The organism is Streptomyces sp. QH1-20 (genome assembly GCF_041283565.1).
Taxonomy (GTDB): domain Bacteria; phylum Actinomycetota; class Actinomycetes; order Streptomycetales; family Streptomycetaceae; genus Streptomyces; species Streptomyces syringius.
Map to the genome: position 1 here is coordinate 301,256 of NZ_CP166299.1, position 19,206 is coordinate 320,461.

A 19,206-nucleotide genomic window follows, 5' to 3' on the forward strand; every position below is an offset into this window, starting at 1 on the left:
TCCTCCCCCGACGTGTCCGAAGTGCGCCGCCCGGTCCCCCGTGTCGTCACCGTCCGGCCCCCGTCAGCGCGTCTCGCCGAGGTCGAGAGTCGGGCCGTCGAACGTGCCCTCGTCCGAGAACGTGAGCGCGCTCGGCACCCCGTCGACCTGGACCCGCACCAGGTAGGCGACGGGTCGTACGCCCGCGATCGCGATCCTCAGCCGTTTGGGGTCGGGCCGTTGGCCGAGCGGGAAGGGCGCGCGGAACTGGTATCCGGCCGGGCGCCGGCCCGGGGGTGGCTGTTTCTCGTCGAGCAGGAGCAGCACCCGTTGGTCGGCGCCGAGTGGCATGTCGAGGCCGAGGACGAGGACGGCCGAGATCTCGTCGTCGCCGGCGCGGCCCTCGACCCCGATGGGGCCGGTGATGCCGGGGCGGCGGGCGAACGTGGCGGCGTTGGATTCGAGGCCCCAGTGCGGTGTCGCCGGAATGCCCAGGTCGAGGGCGTGCAGCAGTTGCACCGGGTGGACGCCGGGCGGCAGGTCGTCCGGCACCCGGATGACGGCCTGGTCGTCGCGTACCTTGTCGGCGTCGAGGGGCAGTTCGCGACCGCCCACGCGGGCGGAGACGCGGTCGGCGCGCAGCCCCGTGCCACGGGCGATTAGTTCGTGGCCCGCCGGCACCGGTCCCTCCACCGGTTCGGTGCCGGGTGGTGATCCGGCGGGGCGGGACAGCAGCCGGTCGATGAGGGGCTGCCGGGTCGGGATGGCCCGCACGGTACGGCGCAGCACCGGCTTTCCGGCGATGGGCTCCTGCCTGCCCTCGATGAAGACGGCGGTGCCCTGATAGGTCAGGGACAGCGCGTAGGGGGTCTGGAAGAGCATCGACCAGAGCTTCGAGGCATCGTCCACGTCCATCTGCGAGGGGGTGAACCGCACCCGCTGGGGTGCTGCAGCGAGGTCGCTGCCCACGAGGAACGGCGAGGCCACGGCCTCGTCGATCACCTCCTTGGGCAGGGTGGGGAGTTCGTGGAGCGTGCGGACGACCGAGCCGAGCAGGCGCTGAGCTACGAGTTCCCGTTCGTCGCCGTAGAAGCTGACCAGATAGTGCAGGTCGAGGGCGGCGGCGGGCTTGGTGAGCAGGGTGCCGTCGCCCGTTCGGGTCGGTGTGTCGCGGTTGCGCAGCGTCCCGTTGGGTGCGACCTGGTACAGGAAGACGGTGACCGTGGGCTGGGCCGGGGGCTGGGCGGGCGGTTTGATGGCGGCGACGTCGACGGCGAACGGGACGTCGAGGGCGACGGAGTTCGCGATGAGCAGGCGCAGCGCTTCGGTGACGGTGGCGATGGCCAGCGAGTTGCTCATGACTCCCCGCCCCTTCCGGCTCCCAGGTACTGGTCGAGTGTCATGGCGGGCCGGGGCCGTCCGCCGTCCTCGGTCCCAGTGCGCCGGTCCGGTTTCGCCGGGCCCTGACGCTGCCCGGCGGTGACCTCCAGGCGGCCGATGCTGACGTGGACGACCCGCTCGGGTGGCTTCTGGCGTCGGCGCCGGTCGCCGGCGGCCGTGCTGTCGGCGGGCCGCTGGGGAGGTTTGGGGCGGGCCGCCGCGACGGCGGGTGTGCCGGGTGTCGGCGTGGAGGGCCGCAAGGCCGGTGCGGCGGGTCGCCGGGTGGCTTGCGCCGAGGGCCGTCCGGTGGCGTCGGGCCGGGCGGTGCCGGTGGGCCGGCCCGGCGCCCGTTCGCCGTTCGGTGCGACGGTGGCGGCCGGTGGCAGGGGTGGGGCGACGAGCAGGGGCCGCGCGGGAACGAGACGTACCGCCGGGGCGGGGCGATCCGGGGCCGGTGTCGTCGTCGCGCGGGGCGCGGGCGGAGCGGCCGGTGGGGCCGGTCGCGGCGGCACGGGTACGGGTGATGGCCCGGCACTCCGGGCGGAGCCGGGAGCGGGCGCGGGCCCGACGATGGGCGAGGGCGCGTCCGTCCCGGCCGTCTCGATCCGTTCGAACGGTCCTGGCAGGCGCGGCCGCAGCCTCGCCACGGCGGTCGGCGCGCCCTGCCGGCCGGGCACGTGGCGTGCCAGCAGGCGGTCGAAGAAGTCAGGCATCCGCACACAGCTCCAGGTAGTAGCGGCGCCGCAGCGGGCTGAGCGCCAGGATCTCCGGTTCGCTCCAGCCGTACGCGGTGGCGAGCAGGTGGACGTCCAGGAGGGTGTCGCGGGCCCAGGCGTCCAGCTCGGCCCACAGGTAGGAGGCGATGTCGAGTTCGGCCCGGGTGGCCTTCCCGCACGCCGGGCAGGCGACGTTGAGCGTGACGTCGGCGAACGGGTCGGATTCCTCGGAGGCCGCAGCGATCCGTCGCTGCACATGGTCGGGCAGGGGCCGGTCCGCCACGTCCTGTCCGCCGTGCTCGGCCCGCAGGACGCACCGGGCCAGCAGCGCGGCTCTGGCCCGGTCATCCGGTACGGTCTCGACCGCGGCGAGGTCGGCGGGGGTGGGCAGTCTGAACTCGACCGTCCACTCCCCCGCTTCGACGCGGATCGGCTTGCCGGGCACGTCGCCGGCGGTTCCCATATCGCCCGCGTCGAAGGCGAACTCCATCTCCTCCCCGCACTCGGCGCAGTCGGTGCGCACCTCCAGCCGCGCCCCGAACAGCGTCCGCCGGACGGCGAACAGCTCGGCGTCACGCCGACCCACCGGCACCGAGAGCAGTTCCCCGGCTTCGGACCCCGGGCGGGCGAGCCCGTGCAGGAGCAGGGCGCGCCCGCCGTCGTCGGACGCGAGTCCCGCCTCCCACGCGGCGAGCAGCGCCCCGGCCTCCAGGTGTTCCATCGTTGACCGGCCTAGGCCGGTTGCTGGTACGAGGGCTCTTCCGGTTCGGGGACCTCGTAGTCCCGCTCCCAGCCCTCGCATTCGAGCTTGAGGCTCTGGATCGCGACCGCGTTGGCGTTCGCGTCCAGTTCACCGACGATCTGGTACTCGCTGATCCAGGCGCGGTAGAGCTTGTGGGAGACCGCGACCTGACCTGCTTCGTTGAGCACCTGGATGACGATGTCCTTGCGGAAGTCGGCCAGTGACACCTCGGAGCCGCGGCCCGCGCCGACCATCCACACCTTGTTCGCCCAGCGGTCGAACTCGGTGTCGTGGGTGACGCCGCGTTCCAGCGTGACGGCTTCGAACTCGGTGCGCCCCGGTGACTTGCGCGGAGAGCTGGCGTCGCCTCCGTTGCGGTGCTTGACCACCTCAGTAGTGCGCTTGAGTGGACTGATCTTGCTGACGCCTGCGACGACGCGCCCGTCCCAGACGACCAGGAACTTGAAGTTCTTATACGGGTCGAACCGCTGCGCGTTGACCGTGAACTCGGCCATGGAGCTCCTATACCTCGATCTGTCCGGCCATCTGCTCGATCTTGACGATCACGAACTCCGCGGGCTTGAGCGGAGCGAATCCGACCACGACGTTCACCACGCCGCGGTTGATGTCGTCCTGCGTGGTGGTGTCCTTGTCGCACTTGACGAAGTACGCCTCGCGCGCGGCCGTGCCCTGGAACGCCCCCTGCTGGAAGAGCGTGTGCAGGAACGCGCCGATGTTGAGCCGGATCTGCGACCACAGACGTTCGTCGTTGGGCTCGAAGACGACCCACTTGGTGCCGCGGTACAGGCTCTCCTCGAGCATCAGCGCCAGGCGCCTGACCGGTACGTACTTCCACTGGGAGGCGAGGACGTCCGCCCCCGCCAGGGTCCGTGCGCCCCAGATCACCGGGCCGACGACGGGGAAGGAGCGCAGGCAGTTGAGCGCCACGGGGTTGAGCAGCCCGTTCTCCCGGTCGGTCATCGGCACGGTGAGCGCCCGTACCCCGGCGAGCCGGGCTTCGGTGCCGGCCGGTGCCTTCCACACCCCGCGCTCGCTGTCGGTGCGGGCCATGACCCCGGCGACGGCGCCCGACGGCGGGAAGGCCCGCAGCCGCCCGGTGACCAGGTCGACCATCTCCAGGTGCGGGAAGTACAGGGCCGCGTGCGCTCCGGGCACGGACTCGAACATGGGCAGGCCGGCCCGTGCGGCGTCGATGCTCCGCCACGCGGCGGGCGCGTCGGCCACCAGGAACATCCGCTTCTCCTGGCACAGGGCCACGGCGGCGGACAGGACGGTCGCGGCGTCATCGACGTTGGTGTAGCCGGCCACCTCCGGCAGGATCAGGAGATTGACGTCCTGGACCTCGCGCAGGGCGTTGATGCCGGTCTTCCCGGCCTCGCTGCCGATCAGGTCGGTCGGTCCCGGCGGGCTCGCGTCCTGACCGCCGTCGAGGACGAAGGCGGGCGGCCGGGCGAAGTCCTCGAGGCCGAGCGGTCCTGCGGCGTCGCCGCTGAAATGGACCACGTCGTCCTGGTCGAGGGAGCCCGCCACGACCTGGAGCCGCTGCCCGAAGGCGGTGACCCGGGTACCCGCGAAGGCCCGTTTGCCCGGGGCGTCGGGAAGGGCCCGCAGTTTGCGTTCCAGCAGGAGGGCGAGTTGCGGTACGGATTTCGGTGGCGAGTCGCCGTCGGTCCGCGGATCGTAGATCTTGAATGTGTGCTTGACCGCGCCGATTTTCACGTCGATCGCCGAGGTCAAATCCGGAAGCCGTTCCCCGAACGGCTTGGAAACCGTTCCCACGGGGTCGGGGCGGCCACCCCGGGCCAAAGTCACCTGGACCAGGGAGGAAGCGGAATCCACCAGGGCTTTCACATAACGGGGGTGGGCCGGATCCATGGAGATTCCGGTGAAGGATTCCCGCGACCCGCCCGCACTGTCGAAGACGTGCAGGTTGAAGGTCTCTTTCGGCTTCGGCGTGTCGTAGTCGACCGCGACGCGCAGCCCTGAGCCCCATACCCCCGGCTCCTTGGCGGTGAGCCCCAGCGCGTCGGCCGCCGCCTCGGTCTCGCTCGACGTCAGCGTCACCCCGGCGGACTTGCCGGTCCCCGCGGCGCCCACCCGCACGACGACCGCGACCGATCCCCCGTTGAGGAAGAACTGCTGGACGGCATAGCTGACCGCGCTGTCCGAGGCGAGACCGCCGAACCGGCGCTCGTAGTCCGCGAAGCTGGTGATGGTCACCGGCCGGTTGACCGGGCCCCGGCGGGTGTGCCCGAGGAACGCGGCCACGGAGGTGCTGACCGCCGTGATGGTACGGACGCTGCTGGGAAGTTCTTCGATGTAGACGCCGGGATAGGTCGGTTGCACCGGCATTGACCCTCCATTTCCTCCGGACGCCAAGAGATATGAAGGGGAGCTGATCATTTTTCAGCGTTCGGTGCGCCGTGCAGCGTCGCATGCGAATGCAAAATAGGACGTTCCCCGTCATAAACCTCGCGACTCCATGCCGCGAGGGACTCAAGCACCCGCTTGGGACTCCTGGTGCCTCTGCGCGTGCCCATCATGGATTCACTCGCAGCACGAGTCAAGATCTGAAAAGCATCTGCATTTTCTTCACGTGCCGCCGCCGATAGATCAGTTGGGTATTGATCTTCACCCTCGGCCGACCTGATCAAGAAATGCGGAAAACTGAATTCCGATCCGGGGAGACGTCGAAACCTGTGCCGGGCCCTATGGGCTGCCCCCTTCCGGCTCGTCCAGCAACTGGTCGACCACCTCCCGCAGCTGGTACCGGTCGATGAGCTCGGGAAGGGTGTCCTTGAACGCCCTCAGCAGCAGCTTCATCGCGAGCCGGTCGCCGTGCCGGTCGGGGAGCTCGACGGAGAGCGTTTCGAGGCAGTCGAGCAAGGGGTACCACCACTGGCCCCCCACCCGCAGACTGCGCGACAGACGTTGGAAGTCCTTGATGTCCGCGGTCCTGAGGTCTTGGGGGTGCCGTTCCAGATGGTCCAGAAGCACCATTTCCGGATCGCTGTAGAGGTGTTCCTTGAGGTAGCGCAGCCGGGCCACCCTGGCTCTGTCCTCGCGGTACTGCTCGGCGTCCGCGCGCGCCCGCGCCGACAGCGTCAGCCGGGCGCGCGCGGAAAGTTCGGAGTCCGCCATCCCCGGGATCGGGACGGGGTGGCCGAGCACCGCGTTGAGCGCGTCCTCGGCGCCGCGGACGTCCGTGGCCTCCCAGTTCCCGGTGACCGAAGCGGCCAGCCGTACGAGTTCGGTGATCACCACAGCTTCCGGGGCGTGATGGCCGGTGCCGCCCAGCAGCCACCTGGCGGAGAACGTCGCCGTGAAGCAGATGTCCGGAGTGCCGCTGCGCAGTGACCTGGGCTCGGTGAAGATGTGCTCGGTGTACACGGGTGGGCGTCGGCGGCGGAATCGGAACGTCACGCGGGGTACGTCCTCAGAGGGAGCTCTCCGAGGTCGGGGTCGTCCCCGAGGATGTCCCGCAACCGCGTGCCGGGGTCGCTGCCGTCCGGCCTGCGGACCTTGCCCAACTCATTGATCAGCCGTGCCAGAGCCTTGAATCCGACCCGGTCGGAGACGGCGTCCTGGAAGAGGGCGAGCACCTGGTCGTGCAGCGTGCCTCCGTCGGCTCGCAGCCAACGGGTGAGCTCGTCGATCACCTCCGCGTTCTCGTCCAGGTCCGCGAAGAGTTCACGCAGCGCGGCGGTGACGTCCAGCTCGGGTGCGGCCCCGGTCAGGAGCCACGGGCGGTCCCCCGCGTCCACGGACATGAGGGCCAGCGTTCCGAGGTTCACGGCGCGCGAGCCCCCGTTTCCGGCCTGGTGCTGCCAGGCGGTGACGGATTCGGCGAACCAGCCCGTCAGCCGGGGGACGTTCGCCACCTCCTTGAACGTGCGCAGGACATCGGCGGTGACGTGCTCGTCGGCGCGGTTGTCGGCGACCCTGCGCAGCCGGGTCAGCGCGGGGACCGGCTGGTCGTCGAGCAGTTCACGGCAGACGGCGACGACCAGCCGCTGTGTGTTCGCGTCCTTCTGTCCCGCCCAGGTGTACAGCAACTGACGGGCGCGGCGGCCCAAGTGCTCATCGCGCGCCGCTCCGGCCATCACGGCGGTGGCCAGCTGTGTCTTCCCCAAGGCAGAGGCTTGCTTACGGACCTCCGCGAGCTGCGAGTCGTCCTGGTGGTAGGTGAGCACTCCCAGAATGGCCCGTACGGCCGGATCGTCACCGGCGGCACGCCCGTCCTCTTCCCCGCAGGACACCATCCAGCCGATGAGCCGCTCGTGCAGCGGGTGGTACTGGTCCCATATGTGCGTCAGGAGGGCGTCCCCGTAGGTCGGCGAGGTGAACTCCGCCTCTCCGAAGCGCACTTCGGCGCCGATGTTCTCAAAGCGGGTGCGCAGTCCGACACCGCCGAGGACGTGCGTCAGATCGACGGGCCCCTTCCGTTCGCCGTTCTTCGGCGCACCCGACACGGCCGCGCCCGCCAGAATGCCCGCCAGGCGCTCGGCGTCGGCCTGGATCCTGGTGACCGGGCCGGAGCCACGAACGGCCAGGGCGAGGGACAGACAACGGTCGTCGACATCGAGCGGCGCCACATGGCCGTGCGGTGTCGCGGTGCCCCGCGCTCCGGGCCTCGTACTGTCCGCGAAGCGGCTGCCGAGGATCGTCGCCCAGCCCTGGGCCAGTTCCCGCACCGCCGAGCGCAGGCGCTCCTCGTGGTCCGCGAGGGCGGCTCCCTCTTCGGCGGCGGTACGGGCGTGTTCCCGCGCCAGGCCGATCATCTCGTCGACCAGCCACACCGCGCGGGCGGGTGTCCAGGCCTCGATGCCGTCCCGCACCGGCGGATCGTCCAGGTAACGCGTCAGGCCCCTGTGCCCGCGGGCCAGCAGGTGCGCCCGCGCCACCTGGTCGGCTTTCGGGTGGCTGCTCAGCCGTACCACGGCGAGCCCGGCGGGCACTTGGCCCGCGACGTGGGACCAGAGTTCCGGGGTGATGGTGATGACGAGACGGGAGCCGATGCCGCCGAGGTTCCGCGCGTGCTGTTCGAGACCGGTCAGGAAGGACCTGTCGATCCTGTCCCGTTCCGGGTCCTGGAAGTCGAGCAGATAAGCCGAGTCGGGCTGGACGGGAAGCTTGCTGACCAGCGGACGGTCCCAGCTGGGCTCGACCACCTGCAGGGCCACGGTCTCTTCGGTCGCTTCGGCGAGCAGGCGCAGGGAGAAGGTGGTGGCGCCGTGCCGGCGCGGGGCGACGAGGAACACGACGGAGGTTTCGGCGAGCGCCCCGGCCGCGCGTCGTCGCACTTCCCGCCACACCTCGGCCTCGACGTAGGAGGCATCGGAGAGGACGTGCTCACGGGAGACGAGGACGGTCTCCAGCAGGTCGGCGGTGCGTACCTCATACGTCTGGCTGACGTTGATGGGCCCGGTGGGGCCGACGATGAGGTTGCCGACGGTATCGATCGACGGTGTGCGGCCGGGGAGCGTGAGCGTGGCGATCGGCACGTACGGCTGCGCTCGTGGCATGGGCTCCTCCCGACTCGGACTGTCCTCTGGTCGGACCGGATCCGCGGGCAGCTCCCGGTCGGACCCCTGGGGCGTGGCCTGCGGATCAGGGGCATGGGTGTGGTCCACGGGCGGGTTCGGGGCTGCCTCGTCGGATACCGGCAGGCCGGGTACGGGCTCGTTCACATGTCCTCCTCAAGACGACGTTCGGGGCGCCGGTCGCTCATCGGCCGGACCGCCTGAAGTCCTGCGTGAATGACAGGTCTCCCTGGGGCGTATCGATGATGTTGCCTACGGTTTCGATGGCGAACCTGGGGGCCGCCGGCGCCGGCGAGGCTCCCGGCGCCTCGGGAGGCGGCGCCGCCTCCGCGGCCCGCTCGGATCCGCTTCCCGCCGGGGTACCGAGATCGGCCGGGCTCCGCCGGGGGACGTGGACCCACGCGGTCTCGGAGTACTTGTTCTTCACCTCGGCCCGTGTGGGCAGGAAGTCGTGCTCGGTGAGCCGAGTCGTGCGCCGAGGACGCACGACGGCCTGGAACACCGCTTCGGAGATCACCAACGCGACGTACGAACCCAGTGCCCGCGCCTTGTCCACCGCGTCACGGGCCGCGTCACTGTCGATCAGCCGGCACGCGTCGTTGATGGGATCGCCCCGGTAGCTGTCGGGAAGCGGGCCGACGTGAACGCTCATGCGCACCCGGATCTCCGGAGTCGACGCGAGGCGTTCCCGGTCACGGCGGGCGAGCACGCCGTCGAGTATCTCGGGCAGGGGGTCCACCAGCCGCCACATCCGGCGGACCGGCAGGGCCAGGATGCAGCCGTCGCCGGTGTCGCTCCAGTACGCGCGCTCTTCCCATTCCCGTCCGAGGCCACTCTCCGCGAAGGCCGTGGCGAGCATGGTGTCGAGGTCGGCCCGCATGGCCGGCATGCGGTGGGAGGGAACCTTGCTGTACCCCTTCATGTCGATCACGACCAGGGCTTGGTAGTCCGGTATGTCACGGACGTCATCGGGCTGTTGGGCATCCATGTGCGCATGTCCTTCTGTCGGAGGGAGCGGTGAGGAAGTGTTCGGGACGATGATGCGCGCCCCACGAAGTCCCCGCTGCCCAGAACTGGGCACCGCGCGCATGGCCTGCGTCTCATCGGGCCGCGTGGCACCTCACCGGGGACCGACGACGCGCCTCAATCCGTCGAGATGCTCGAGGACGAGCCCACCGCCCGGCGCGGCGCGGATCCATCCCTCGGCGCGCCAGGGTGACAGCGAATGCACCACGGAATTGCGTGAGGTGCCGATGAGCTGGGCCAGCTCCTCCTGGGTCAGCCCGATGTGCACGGGCAGGACAGCCGGCTGTCCCGAGGCCTCGGCCAGGCGGAGCAGAGCCGCGGCGAGCCGGGCGGGAGCGGGGGCGGTCGCCAGTTCCTGGCGGATCTCTTCGCTCTCCCTGATACGGCCCACCGCGTGCCGCGTCAGCGCGTGCATCAGTCGGTGCTCGCTGACGAAGGCTTCGAAGTCGGGTGCGGGCACGGTGTGCACCCGGCAGGGGCCGGCCGCGATGACGGTGGCGCTGCGGACTCCGCCGTCGAGCCAGGAGAGCTCGCCGAGCAGTTCGCCGGCTCCGCGCACGGCGAGCAGCGAACGTTGCCCCCGCCCGTCCCGCCGGATGACGGCGACGGATCCTGAGGACAGCACGAGGACGTGGGTGGGCCGAGCGTCCTGACGCAGCAGCACGCTGCGGGGCTCCCGGGGCCGCTCGGGGGCGAGGCGCAGCAGGGCGTTCCACAAGCGGTCGCCGAGCAACGCCCGATGGGACTGGTACAAGGCACCCCCGGTTGAGGAGAGGGGAGGTGCGGGCCGCCCGCAGCCTCGACGGGCCGTCAGGGGTAGAGCATATTCAACGCGTTCACCATTCGGCGACCGCGTCGACGAACGCGGTCAGGGCGCCGAGACCTGCCGCCGTCAAGGCCAGCTGCGACCACAGGGTGGCTCGGCGCAGCATCCTGAACTTGGCCTGAGCGAGGAAGGACAGCTCCGTGGCGCGGCGGCTTTCGGCCCGGGCCAGGTCGGCGGTGGTGAGGCCGGCCACCACGGCCAGCAGCTCGTCGGTGGTGGTCTCCGCGCAGTCCAGGTAGCAGGCCGGTCGTCGCCGGTTCCCGGCCCGGAGCGACGGACGCACGGCGGAGAGGCACTGTCCGATCGAGAGGACGAAGCACGCGCCCGCACACCACAGACCGATCACAGCCCACAGGGGCAGGGCGTGCGCCGCCGCGGACACCGCCGCGATCACCGCTCCCAGGCCGGCCCCCGCCGTGCCGCAGAGCGCCGCCGCCTTGGCATCACCGCGCTGCAACTCCGCGAAGGCGTCACCCGCCAGTACGCGCAGACGCTCGACCGCGACCTCGTCCGCGGAGCGGGATGCCAAGGAGCACGAAGAGGGATCGGAGTCCGTGGTGTGAGGTGTCCTCATGCCGAGGTGGTTCATGGTCCCTCCAGGGTCCGGCCGGAAGTCCGGGCAAGGTGACCCCAGAGTGGCTGGGTGCGGGGCGGGACGCTGCCCAATGCTGGGCACCCGGGAGGAGATCCGCGGCACGTGCCTCTGCCCGATCGGATCCGGCTTCCCCGGACGCGACGGGGCCGCGGGCGCCCCGGGGTACTGAGTATGTGTACCGATGTCTTGTGAGTACCCGTCCCGAAGCGCATCGCCGGGGCCGGAGGGTTCACTGCCCGTATGAACGATCAAGAGACGGTCGCGGACCGCGAACTGCGGCGGGCGTGGGCCGCCGCCAACGCCGCGGACGCCGCCGCGGACGCACGCGACACCTCACCCCGAGGACCCGCCGACCGCGACGAGAACGCCTGGGTGGCACCCGGCTGGGCCACGGGACTGGCGCTGTTCCTCATCCCCGTTGCCATGATCTTCGGCGGGCTCTCCCCGATGGCCACGGACAGTTGCGGCCCGGACCACTGTTCCGCTGCCCTCGAACACGCCCTCGCGGGCATCATCGGATGTCTGTACGCGACCCTGTTCGGCACGCCCGTGCTGCTTCTGACCTCCTGGGCTCTGCCGCGCCGCATGCGGTTCTCGACGGCGCGCAGGATCGTCGCGTGGTGCGCGCTGCTGCCACCGGTGATCGTGATCCTCATGGTCTTCGCTCTGCCGGAGGGATGAGTCCGCCGACGGGGCAGGCGGGACCGTGCGGCGCCGATGGGGCAGGTCAGGGGCTGACCGCGAGCACGATGTAAGCCGCCAGCAGGGAGAGGTGCACGCCGCCCTGGAGCGGTGTGGCGCGGCCCGGGATCACCGTGAGGGTGCCGACGACCACCGTCAGGGCCAGCAGCACCATGTGGGTCGCGCCCAGGCCGAGCATCAGTGGGCCCTCCAGCCAGATCGAGGCCATCGCGACCGCGGGAATGGTCAGGCCGATGCTGGCCATGGCCGAGCCGAGTCCGAGGTTGAGACTGGTCTGGACGCGGTCGCGGCGGGCTGCCCGCACGGCCGCGATCGTCTCGGGAAGCAGGACCAGCAACGCGATGACGACCCCGACGACCGAGGCGGGCAGACCGGCGGCGGCCACCCCCGACTCGATCGTGGGGGAGACGCCCTTGGCCAGACCGACCACCGACAGCAACGCGACGGCCAGCAGGCCGAGGCTGGTGAGGGCGACCTTGGACGAGGGCGGATCGGCGTGGTCGTCGGCGTCGATGACCACACCCTCGGCGGTCACCGGCAGGAAGTAGTCACGGTGCCGCACGGTCTGGGTCGCCACGAACAGCCCGTAGAGGATCAGCGCGGCGATCGCGGCGAAGACCAGCTGGGCCGAGGAGAACTGCGGGCCCGGGGTGCTCGTCGTGAAGGTCGGCAGCACCAGGCTCAGCCCCGCCAGTGTCGCCACGGTCCCGAAGGCGGCGCCCGTGCCCTCGGCGTTGAACACCGCCACCCGGCGTCGGAGCGCGCCCACCAGCAGCGACAGGCCGACGATGCCGTTGCAGGTGATCATGACGGCGGCGAAGACGGTGTCGCGGGCGAGCGAGCTGCTCTTCTCGCCGCCGTCGGCCATCAGGGTCACGATGAGGGCCACTTCGATGATGGTCACCGCGACGGCCAGCACCAGCGATCCGAAGGGTTCACCGACCCGGTGCGCGATCACCTCCGCGTGGTGCACCGCGGAGAGCACCGCACCGGCCAGACAGCAGCTCACCAGCGCCACCATCCCGGCGGACAGTGACCGTCCCCAGGTCAGGGCGAGGACGACGGCGGCCAGGGCAGGCATGAGGAAGGGCCAGCGCCCGGCAAGCAAACGGAGCTGATGGTTCATGACATAAGCTTCGCAGATCGCCGGGAAAATACTTTTCATCCGTCTTGTCGCGGTGAAGTCCCACAACCCTGGCGCCCCTGACAGCGGCGTGGCCGTGCTGTCCCACGGTCAGACCACCACCGCCTCGGCCTCCCGGGCGGTCTTGGTCCAGCCCGTCTGCCCGCGGATCATGCGGAAAAGGGCACTCCAGGCGCAGAGGAACGACATGTAGTTCATGACGACGAAGGAGTGCCCGAGCACCAGAGCCCGCCCCACGCCGACGCTCCTGTCCCGGCGCAGATACGTCCAGGACGTGGCGAGCGCGGGCGCGAAGGTGAGCAGGTACCAGGCGATGAGATTGACCGGCCACTTCAGCCAGGTCGCGTTGACGGCGGCGACGCGCCGGCCGTGCAGCACCAGCACATTGGGGCTGCGGACGAACCAGATCAGGCAGTACTGGAAGAGGATCGACCAGGGCAGGTCCAGCACCCAGGGGACCAGCAGGTAGGAGAACATCTCCAGGGCGGCCAGATGCCGCATCCGCGGCGCCCGCCATATCTCACCCATCCGCCGGATCGCCGTCATATGGCCCTGGTACCAGCGGGTCCGCTGCCGGACGAGCCGTCGCAGATCGCTCACCCCCTGCTGATCCACGGAAGCGTGGGCGGTGGTGCGCAGTCGCCACCCCCGCGCGGCGAGACTGATGGCCAGGTCCAGATCCTCGGTCAGCGATCGTGACCAGGGGCGGTCCCCCAGGCCGTCGAGAGCGGAGAGCCGGGTGAACTGTCCATTGCCGCCGAGGCTGACGGTCGAGGTGAGGTTGCGGCCGAACTGGGTGACCGCGGCCATCCCCCAGAACTGGTAGTCCTGAAACCACGTCAGGAAGTTTCCGCGCCGGTTACGGATACGCACACCGAGCTGAACACCGCCGACACGGGGGTCGTCGAAGAGCGGCAGGACATGACGCAGCGCCCGGTCCGACAGGCGGCCGTCCGCGTCCATCACGCACACGATCACCTCACCGGGGTCCTGGCCGCGCGCCACGACACTCTCCCGGATCCGCCTAATTCCGTGGTTGAGGGCTTCGCCCTTGCCTTGTCGGGCGTTCGGCAGCTCCCGACGCAGCACGACCGCCTCGCCCGGCCGCCCCGCCGCCCGCGCCTCCTCGCCGGCCCTTTCCGCCTCCTGCCCGGTGGCATCGTCCGAGCCGTCGTCGATGACCACGACCGTGGTACGGGGTCCGAGCAGCCCGGTGACCGTCGTGCCGATCACTGACTCCTCATTGAGACACGGGATGAGGGCGTACAGATGCCGGTGGTCGCGGCGGCCCAGATGCGGACTGCCGTACACGGTGTCGCCCTGGACGCGCAACGCGGCTTTCTGGCGGCGCAGTTCGATGAGACCCGCACCCATGGCGAGGGCGAGGTAGCCCGCGGACATGCCGATGACGGCAAGGCCGATCGTGTCAACGGCCTTCAAGAGCCTGCGTCTCACCGACGGGCCTCCCACTTCTGACGTCTCCATGAGGGCGGCCCCACCGGTACCGCGGGAGCCGGGTGCGGGTGCGCGGGTACCGCAGGAAGGCCGCCGGCCTTCTCCAGGGCGGGTTCAGCCATCCAGACGCTCCCGGTGATGCGACGCTGTAGCTCCCGTCCCAGGACGAAGCCCACGGGCACCACTGCCGCACCGATCACCGCCAGGAGTGCGCCGCGGCCGGGCGCGACGCCTCCCCCGACACGGGTGGCCGCCATGCCGCCGACCAGCGGCCAGGTGAATCCCGTGTACATAGTGCGGCGGCACCTCCGGGCAGCAAGGAGCGCGTCCTGCGCGCAGCGGGGGAAGAGAGTCCGACCACTCTTGCTCAGGAAACGGCCGGTGACCAGACCCCACCACAACGCGCATAGGGCGCCGGAGGGCAGTTTCGCGCCGTCCCAGGAGGTATCCGGATTCCCCGCCCGCCAGGCACACCAAGGGGTTTCCGCCCAGTAAATACCGACACTGTGGGGATCCGGCCAATCACGCCGTATCGAGCCCATTGCACGCCGCGTACGCGGGCCGTTAACTTCATGGGCGGACCGCACTCCACACCATGAGTGACAGGTATCCATTTCAACTTCCCTGCCTTTGCTCGGCCTTCAGCATCGCTGAGCGAGAGCGGTCGATTCTGTGCGCCACCATTCCTTCGGGCCGCCGACATGCCGGCCGCTTTTTTACGCACGAGGGGCGGAGAGCATGGGGACGTCGAACGCCCGACAGCACACACGGATTCCGGCGACCGACAACACCACGATCGAATCGGTCGGCACCACGATCCGAAGGCCGTTCACTGACGATCCGATTCCGAATCAAAAAGAATCGAACAGAATTACGCCCTCGTCCGTTCTGGCGGCCGCGCACCGAGGAAGAAACTGGAAGCTTTCAATCCGACGCATTGATCGGGCATCGAGACGGATCGACCATCAGTGCCCGTCTTTGACCTTTGCGGTGGCAAGCCACATGAATCCATTGGTCCGTACCGCGAGCGAGGAGTCGATGTACGGTCACGCCCCGAACGCGCGCCCCGGATCTCATTTCACGCAGCACCTTCGCTTGGGTGTGAGGGTCGACGCGGCGGCGGAAAGGGAATTCGCGGACGCCGGCGCGTTATCGGGTGCGAGGAGTCAACCGGCCCCCGCTGCGGGATCCCCGCGGGGGCGGCCGGTCAGCCCGGCGATACCCGGTCACGTGCCGCCGGCCTCCCGGCCCGTACCCGATACCCCGCCCCTGCGAACGTCGAGCCGCGCCAAGACCTCCCTCATTCGCACCCTCGCCATCAGGGCACCGCCCACGGCGACACCGGACACCCGGCTCCACGACGGCGAGGCCACCGTCGGCCGCCTCGCACCCGCACCACTGACCGCTCGCGTCCTCCGACCAGACAGGAGCACCAACTCATGACAACCACCCCCAGCACCGGAACCGGCCCGCAACCCGCGGGCCTGGCCGAAGGCGCCATCGCCACGGTGGCGGGCAACGGCGTGGCCGGGTTCATCTCCGACGGCGGACCGGGCGCGCTGACCAGGGTCTACAACCCCAACGGCGTGGTCGTGGACAAGAACGGCAACCTCTACATCGCCGACCAGGCCAACCACCGCATCCGCAAGGTCACCCCCAACGGCAACATCACCACCATCGCCGGCGACGGCACCGCCGGCTACATCTCCGACGGCGGACCGGCTGTCGCCACCCGCCTCTACAATCCCAGCGACGTGGCGGTCGACGACGCGGGCAATCTCTACATCGCCGACATGAGCAACCACCGGATCCGCAAGGTCACCCCCAACGGGAACATCACCACCGTCGCGGGCAACGGCACCGCCGGATACGTCTCCGACGGCGGACCGGCCATCGCAACCCCGCTCAACTGCCCGTACGCAGTGGCCGTGGGCCGCAGCGGAAATCTGTACATCGCGGACTACGGCAACCACCGGATCCGCAAGGTCACCCCCAACGGGAACATCACCACCGTCGCGGGCAACGGCACCGCCGGATACGTCTCCGACGGCGGACCGGCCATCGCGACCCGGCTCTACTACCCCATCGCGCTGGCCGTGGACGCCCAGGAGAACCTGTACATCGCCGACCGGCACAACCACCGCATCCGCAAGGTCACCCCCAACGGCATCATCACCACCGTCGCGGGCAACGGCACCGCCGGATACGTCTCCGACGGCGGACCGGCTCTCGGCACCCGGCTCCACTACCCCTGGGGGCTGGCCCTGGACGAGGCAGGCAACCTCTATATCGGGGACAACCACAACCACCGGATCCGTAAGGTCACTTCGGACGGCATCATCACCACCATCGCGGGCAACGGCACCGCCGGATACGTGGACGACGGCGGCCCCGCCGCGGGCACGCGCCTGTACTACCCCAATGGAATCGCACTGGACCGGGCCGGCAACCTGTACATCGCCGACCAGAGCAACCAGCGGGTCCGCGGCGTCACGGGCGTGGCCCAGATGACGCCGCCGCCCCCGCCGGCCGCCGATCTGTACGGAGAGGTCGTCAGCCCGTACCGGGTGCAGCGCGGCCAGGAGTTCGACCTCGGCGCTCGGATCAGGAGCCGTGGTCCGAACCCGGCCGACGGCCAGCACGTGACCGTGGTGCTCACCCTGGCCGACGGCCTGGTCGGCGGCCCCGGCAGCACGGGACGGCGGCTCACCCGCACGTTCACCGGACAGCAGCTCATTCCGTACCAGGGCAGCCTGGACGGAGTCTTCCGGGTGATCGCCCCGGACACCACCCCCGCGGGCACGTACGAGTCCACGCTGGAGATCCAGTACGGCGGGGACCTGAACCTCAAGGACAACACGTTCGCCCTGCCCGTCACAGTCGTCGTGCCCGCCCCCGTCGCGGACGAGACGGCGCTGACGATCTACCAGGACACCGTTCCCGACGTAGCCCCGGGCCAGCGGTCCACGTTCATCATGCGCTACACCTCAGCGGCCGGGCAGCCGGTCAACCCCGGCACCATCGTCCAGCGCTTCACCGCCCCGACGTCCTTCATCTTCGCCGGACAGCCCACGTACGCGTACTACGAGGCCCTCGACGGCATCGTCACCGGAAGTCTCGACTACCGGATCGAGGACGAGGGCCGCACCCTGATCATCACCGCCAACCCGCACGTCAACACCACCACCAGCGACAACGGCTCGGTGATCTACACGATCCCCGTCCAGGCCCGCATCAACGCGGTGCCCGGGCAGTACGACAACGGCTCGGCCAGCATCGGGCGGCACACCCCGGTCCAGATCTCCGGCAAGATCACCAGTAAGGCCCACGACGAGACCGCGCTGCGTGTGGTGCAGGCGTCGGTACCCGCGGCGGCACCGGGCCAGACCTCCAAGTTCAACCTGGAGTTCCGCTCGTTCGACAACCAGCCGGTCAACCCCGGCACCATCGAACAGCGCCTCACCGCACCCACCGGTTTCGAGTTCACCGGCGCTGCCTCCTACGGCTACTACAACACCAAGCCGTACGTCACGGGGAACCTCGACACCCGCCTGGAGGACAACGGCAAGACGCTCGTCATCCAGTCCAACCCGCACCTGAACACCGGCACCACGGACAAGACCTCCCTGATCCACACGATCGTGGTCAAGGCCCTGCCGGGCGCGACATCGGGCACCCAGCCCAACGACGGCCGGGCCGTCATCGGCCGCCTCGCGCCCGTACCACTGATCGCCCGCGTCCTCTGACCAAGGCGTTGTCGGCCACCGCCGTCCACTCGCGCCCCTGGGCGTGGGTGGACGGCGGTCCCGGTCGGGCTTCCGCATGTCCGGAGGCTCTGCCGCTTCTCCCTTCCCACGACCTCTCTCCACAGGCGGCCATGCACCCGGATTCCTTCGCAGACCATGAAGAACGGAACGGACGTCGGCGCATAGCGATCGTCATCGGCACCCGGCCCGAAGCCGTGAAGCTCGCCCCCGTGGCCCTGGCGCTGAGCCGGAGCAGTTGGGCCGACCCTGTCTTGATCACCACCGGTCAGCACGGCGACGTCGTCCCGGAAACGCTCTCCTGCTTCGGACTGCGGCCGGACATCGAGCTGACGGTGCGCCGCGGCAACGACTCGGTCGCCGAGCTGACGGCCGGTCTGCTCTCCCGGCTCGACGGCGCCCTTCGCGCGACAGCCGCGCAAGCGGTCGTGGTGCAGGGCGACACGTCATCCGCCCTGGCCGGGGCCATGGCGGGCTTCTTCGCGGCCGTCCCCGTGGCGCATGTGGAGGCGGGCCTGCGTTCGGGCGACCCGCGCAGCCCCTTCCCCGAGGAAGCTCATCGCAAAATGATCGCCGGGATCACCGACGTGCACCTGGCGCCCACCCGTGCCGCCCGCGACAACCTGCTGGCCGAAGGCGTCGCAGCCGAACGGATCCACGTCACCGGCAACACGGTGATCGACGCGGTGGTGGAAGCGAGCCGACGGCCGACGGCAAGCGGTAACCCTCTCCTGCGAGAGGTGGAGCAGTCGGGCGCACCTCTGGTGTTGGTCACCGCCCACCGGCGGGAGAACTGGGGCGAACCGATCCGACGCGTCAGTGGGGCCGTGGCCGATCTCAGCCGCCGGTATCCCGACATCACCTTCGTCGTCGCGGCCCACATGAACCCGTCGGTCCGGGCCGCCACCGAGCAATCCTTGCGCGGGATACCCAATGTGCGGCTCACCGGCCCGATCCCCTATGGCTCGTTCGCACGGATCCTGGCCAGGTCCCTGCTGACGATCACCGACTCCGGCGGGATCCAGGAAGAGGCGGCCGCGTTCGGCGTACCGGTCCTCGTGACCCGGGACAACACCGAACGGACCGAAGGGATCACATCCGGCCTCGCCCGACTCGTCGGAACCGAGGAATCGGAGATCGTGGCCGCCGTCGAGAAGGAATTCGCCCGCGAGAACGCGTTTCCCGGCAACGCGATCCGGGCGGTCGTGCCCACCAATCCGTACGGCGACGGGCGCGCGGGGGAACGCTGCGCCGCGGCCTGCGGCCGACTGCTCGGCATACGCCCCCGCTGAGTCCTCCCGCACGACGCAGGG

16 protein-coding genes are annotated in these 19,206 nt (G+C 70.1%); 3 read left to right on the plus strand and 13 right to left on the minus strand.

The window, feature by feature from the left end:
- Positions 1 to 63: 63 nt before the first annotated feature.
- The 10 genes from AB8O64_RS01495 to AB8O64_RS01540 all read right to left on the minus strand — a co-directional run bounded on the left by AB8O64_RS01495 (position 64) and on the right by AB8O64_RS01540 (position 10,762).
- Positions 64 to 1,338, minus strand: coding sequence for a DUF4255 domain-containing protein (locus AB8O64_RS01495; protein WP_370417404.1), 1,275 nt, complete (start codon positions 1,336 to 1,338; stop codon positions 64 to 66).
- On the minus strand, positions 1,335 to 2,072 hold the full coding sequence (locus tag AB8O64_RS01500; protein ID WP_370417405.1) for a hypothetical protein: 738 nt from the start codon (positions 2,070 to 2,072) through the stop codon (positions 1,335 to 1,337). The genes AB8O64_RS01495 and AB8O64_RS01500 overlap by 4 nt, the downstream gene beginning before the upstream one ends.
- The gene (locus tag AB8O64_RS01505; protein WP_370417406.1) at positions 2,065 to 2,796 is read right to left on the minus strand and encodes a hypothetical protein; all 732 of its coding nucleotides are present in this window, start codon (positions 2,794 to 2,796) and stop codon (positions 2,065 to 2,067) included. The genes AB8O64_RS01500 and AB8O64_RS01505 overlap by 8 nt, the downstream gene beginning before the upstream one ends.
- Positions 2,797 to 2,807: 11 nt before the next feature.
- The gene (locus AB8O64_RS01510) at positions 2,808 to 3,332 is read right to left on the minus strand and encodes a phage tail protein (RefSeq protein WP_087924793.1); all 525 of its coding nucleotides are present in this window, start codon (positions 3,330 to 3,332) and stop codon (positions 2,808 to 2,810) included.
- A gap of 7 nt (positions 3,333 to 3,339) precedes the next feature.
- Positions 3,340 to 5,190 carry a phage tail sheath family protein gene (locus AB8O64_RS01515; protein ID WP_370417408.1) on the minus strand — a complete coding sequence of 617 codons (1,851 nt, stop codon included), beginning with the start codon at positions 5,188 to 5,190 and terminating at the stop codon, positions 3,340 to 3,342.
- A gap of 357 nt (positions 5,191 to 5,547) precedes the next feature.
- Positions 5,548 to 6,261 (minus strand): hypothetical protein, encoded by a 714-nt coding sequence (locus AB8O64_RS01520; protein ID WP_370417409.1) that lies wholly within the window; start codon positions 6,259 to 6,261, stop codon positions 5,548 to 5,550.
- Positions 6,258 to 8,363, minus strand: coding sequence for a hypothetical protein (locus AB8O64_RS01525; RefSeq protein WP_370417410.1), 2,106 nt, complete (start codon positions 8,361 to 8,363; stop codon positions 6,258 to 6,260). The genes AB8O64_RS01520 and AB8O64_RS01525 overlap by 4 nt, the downstream gene beginning before the upstream one ends.
- Before the next feature lie 202 nt (positions 8,364 to 8,565).
- Complete coding sequence (locus AB8O64_RS01530; RefSeq protein ID WP_370417412.1) at positions 8,566 to 9,369, minus strand: hypothetical protein; 804 nt, start codon at positions 9,367 to 9,369, stop codon at positions 8,566 to 8,568.
- 132 nt (positions 9,370 to 9,501) lie between these two features.
- On the minus strand, positions 9,502 to 10,140 hold the full coding sequence (locus tag AB8O64_RS01535; protein ID WP_370417414.1) for a Crp/Fnr family transcriptional regulator: 639 nt from the start codon (positions 10,138 to 10,140) through the stop codon (positions 9,502 to 9,504).
- Positions 10,141 to 10,243: 103 nt separating this feature from the next.
- A complete protein-coding gene (locus AB8O64_RS01540; protein ID WP_370417415.1) occupies positions 10,244 to 10,762 on the minus strand; it encodes a Pycsar system effector family protein in 519 nt (172 codons plus the stop codon).
- 306 nt (positions 10,763 to 11,068) lie between these two features.
- Between AB8O64_RS01540 and AB8O64_RS01545 the strand changes: the two genes are divergently transcribed.
- Complete coding sequence (locus tag AB8O64_RS01545) at positions 11,069 to 11,509, plus strand: hypothetical protein (protein ID WP_370417416.1); 441 nt, start codon at positions 11,069 to 11,071, stop codon at positions 11,507 to 11,509.
- A 46-nt stretch (positions 11,510 to 11,555) separates the two neighbouring features.
- On the opposite strand, the gene AB8O64_RS01550 is transcribed toward AB8O64_RS01545, so the two are convergent.
- From AB8O64_RS01550 to AB8O64_RS01560, 3 genes are all read right to left on the minus strand, one after another.
- Complete coding sequence (locus AB8O64_RS01550) at positions 11,556 to 12,656, minus strand: ionic transporter y4hA (protein ID WP_365205178.1); 1,101 nt, start codon at positions 12,654 to 12,656, stop codon at positions 11,556 to 11,558.
- 108 nt (positions 12,657 to 12,764) lie between these two features.
- Positions 12,765 to 14,129 carry a glycosyltransferase gene (locus AB8O64_RS01555; RefSeq protein WP_370417418.1) on the minus strand — a complete coding sequence of 455 codons (1,365 nt, stop codon included), beginning with the start codon at positions 14,127 to 14,129 and terminating at the stop codon, positions 12,765 to 12,767.
- Positions 14,126 to 14,422: a hypothetical protein gene (locus AB8O64_RS01560; protein ID WP_370417419.1), complete on the minus strand. Its 297-nt coding sequence runs from the start codon at positions 14,420 to 14,422 to the stop codon at positions 14,126 to 14,128. Before AB8O64_RS01560 ends, AB8O64_RS01555 begins: the two co-directional genes overlap by 4 nt.
- A gap of 1,146 nt (positions 14,423 to 15,568) precedes the next feature.
- On the opposite strand from AB8O64_RS01560, the gene AB8O64_RS01565 reads away from it, so the two are divergent.
- Together AB8O64_RS01565 and wecB are read left to right on the plus strand one after the other, a co-directional pair.
- Positions 15,569 to 17,875, plus strand: coding sequence for an NHL repeat-containing protein (locus tag AB8O64_RS01565; RefSeq protein ID WP_370417420.1), 2,307 nt, complete (start codon positions 15,569 to 15,571; stop codon positions 17,873 to 17,875).
- Between the two features lie 131 nt (positions 17,876 to 18,006).
- A complete protein-coding gene (wecB, locus tag AB8O64_RS01570) occupies positions 18,007 to 19,185 on the plus strand; it encodes a non-hydrolyzing UDP-N-acetylglucosamine 2-epimerase (RefSeq protein ID WP_370417421.1) in 1,179 nt (392 codons plus the stop codon).
- Positions 19,186 to 19,206 lie beyond the last annotated feature (21 nt).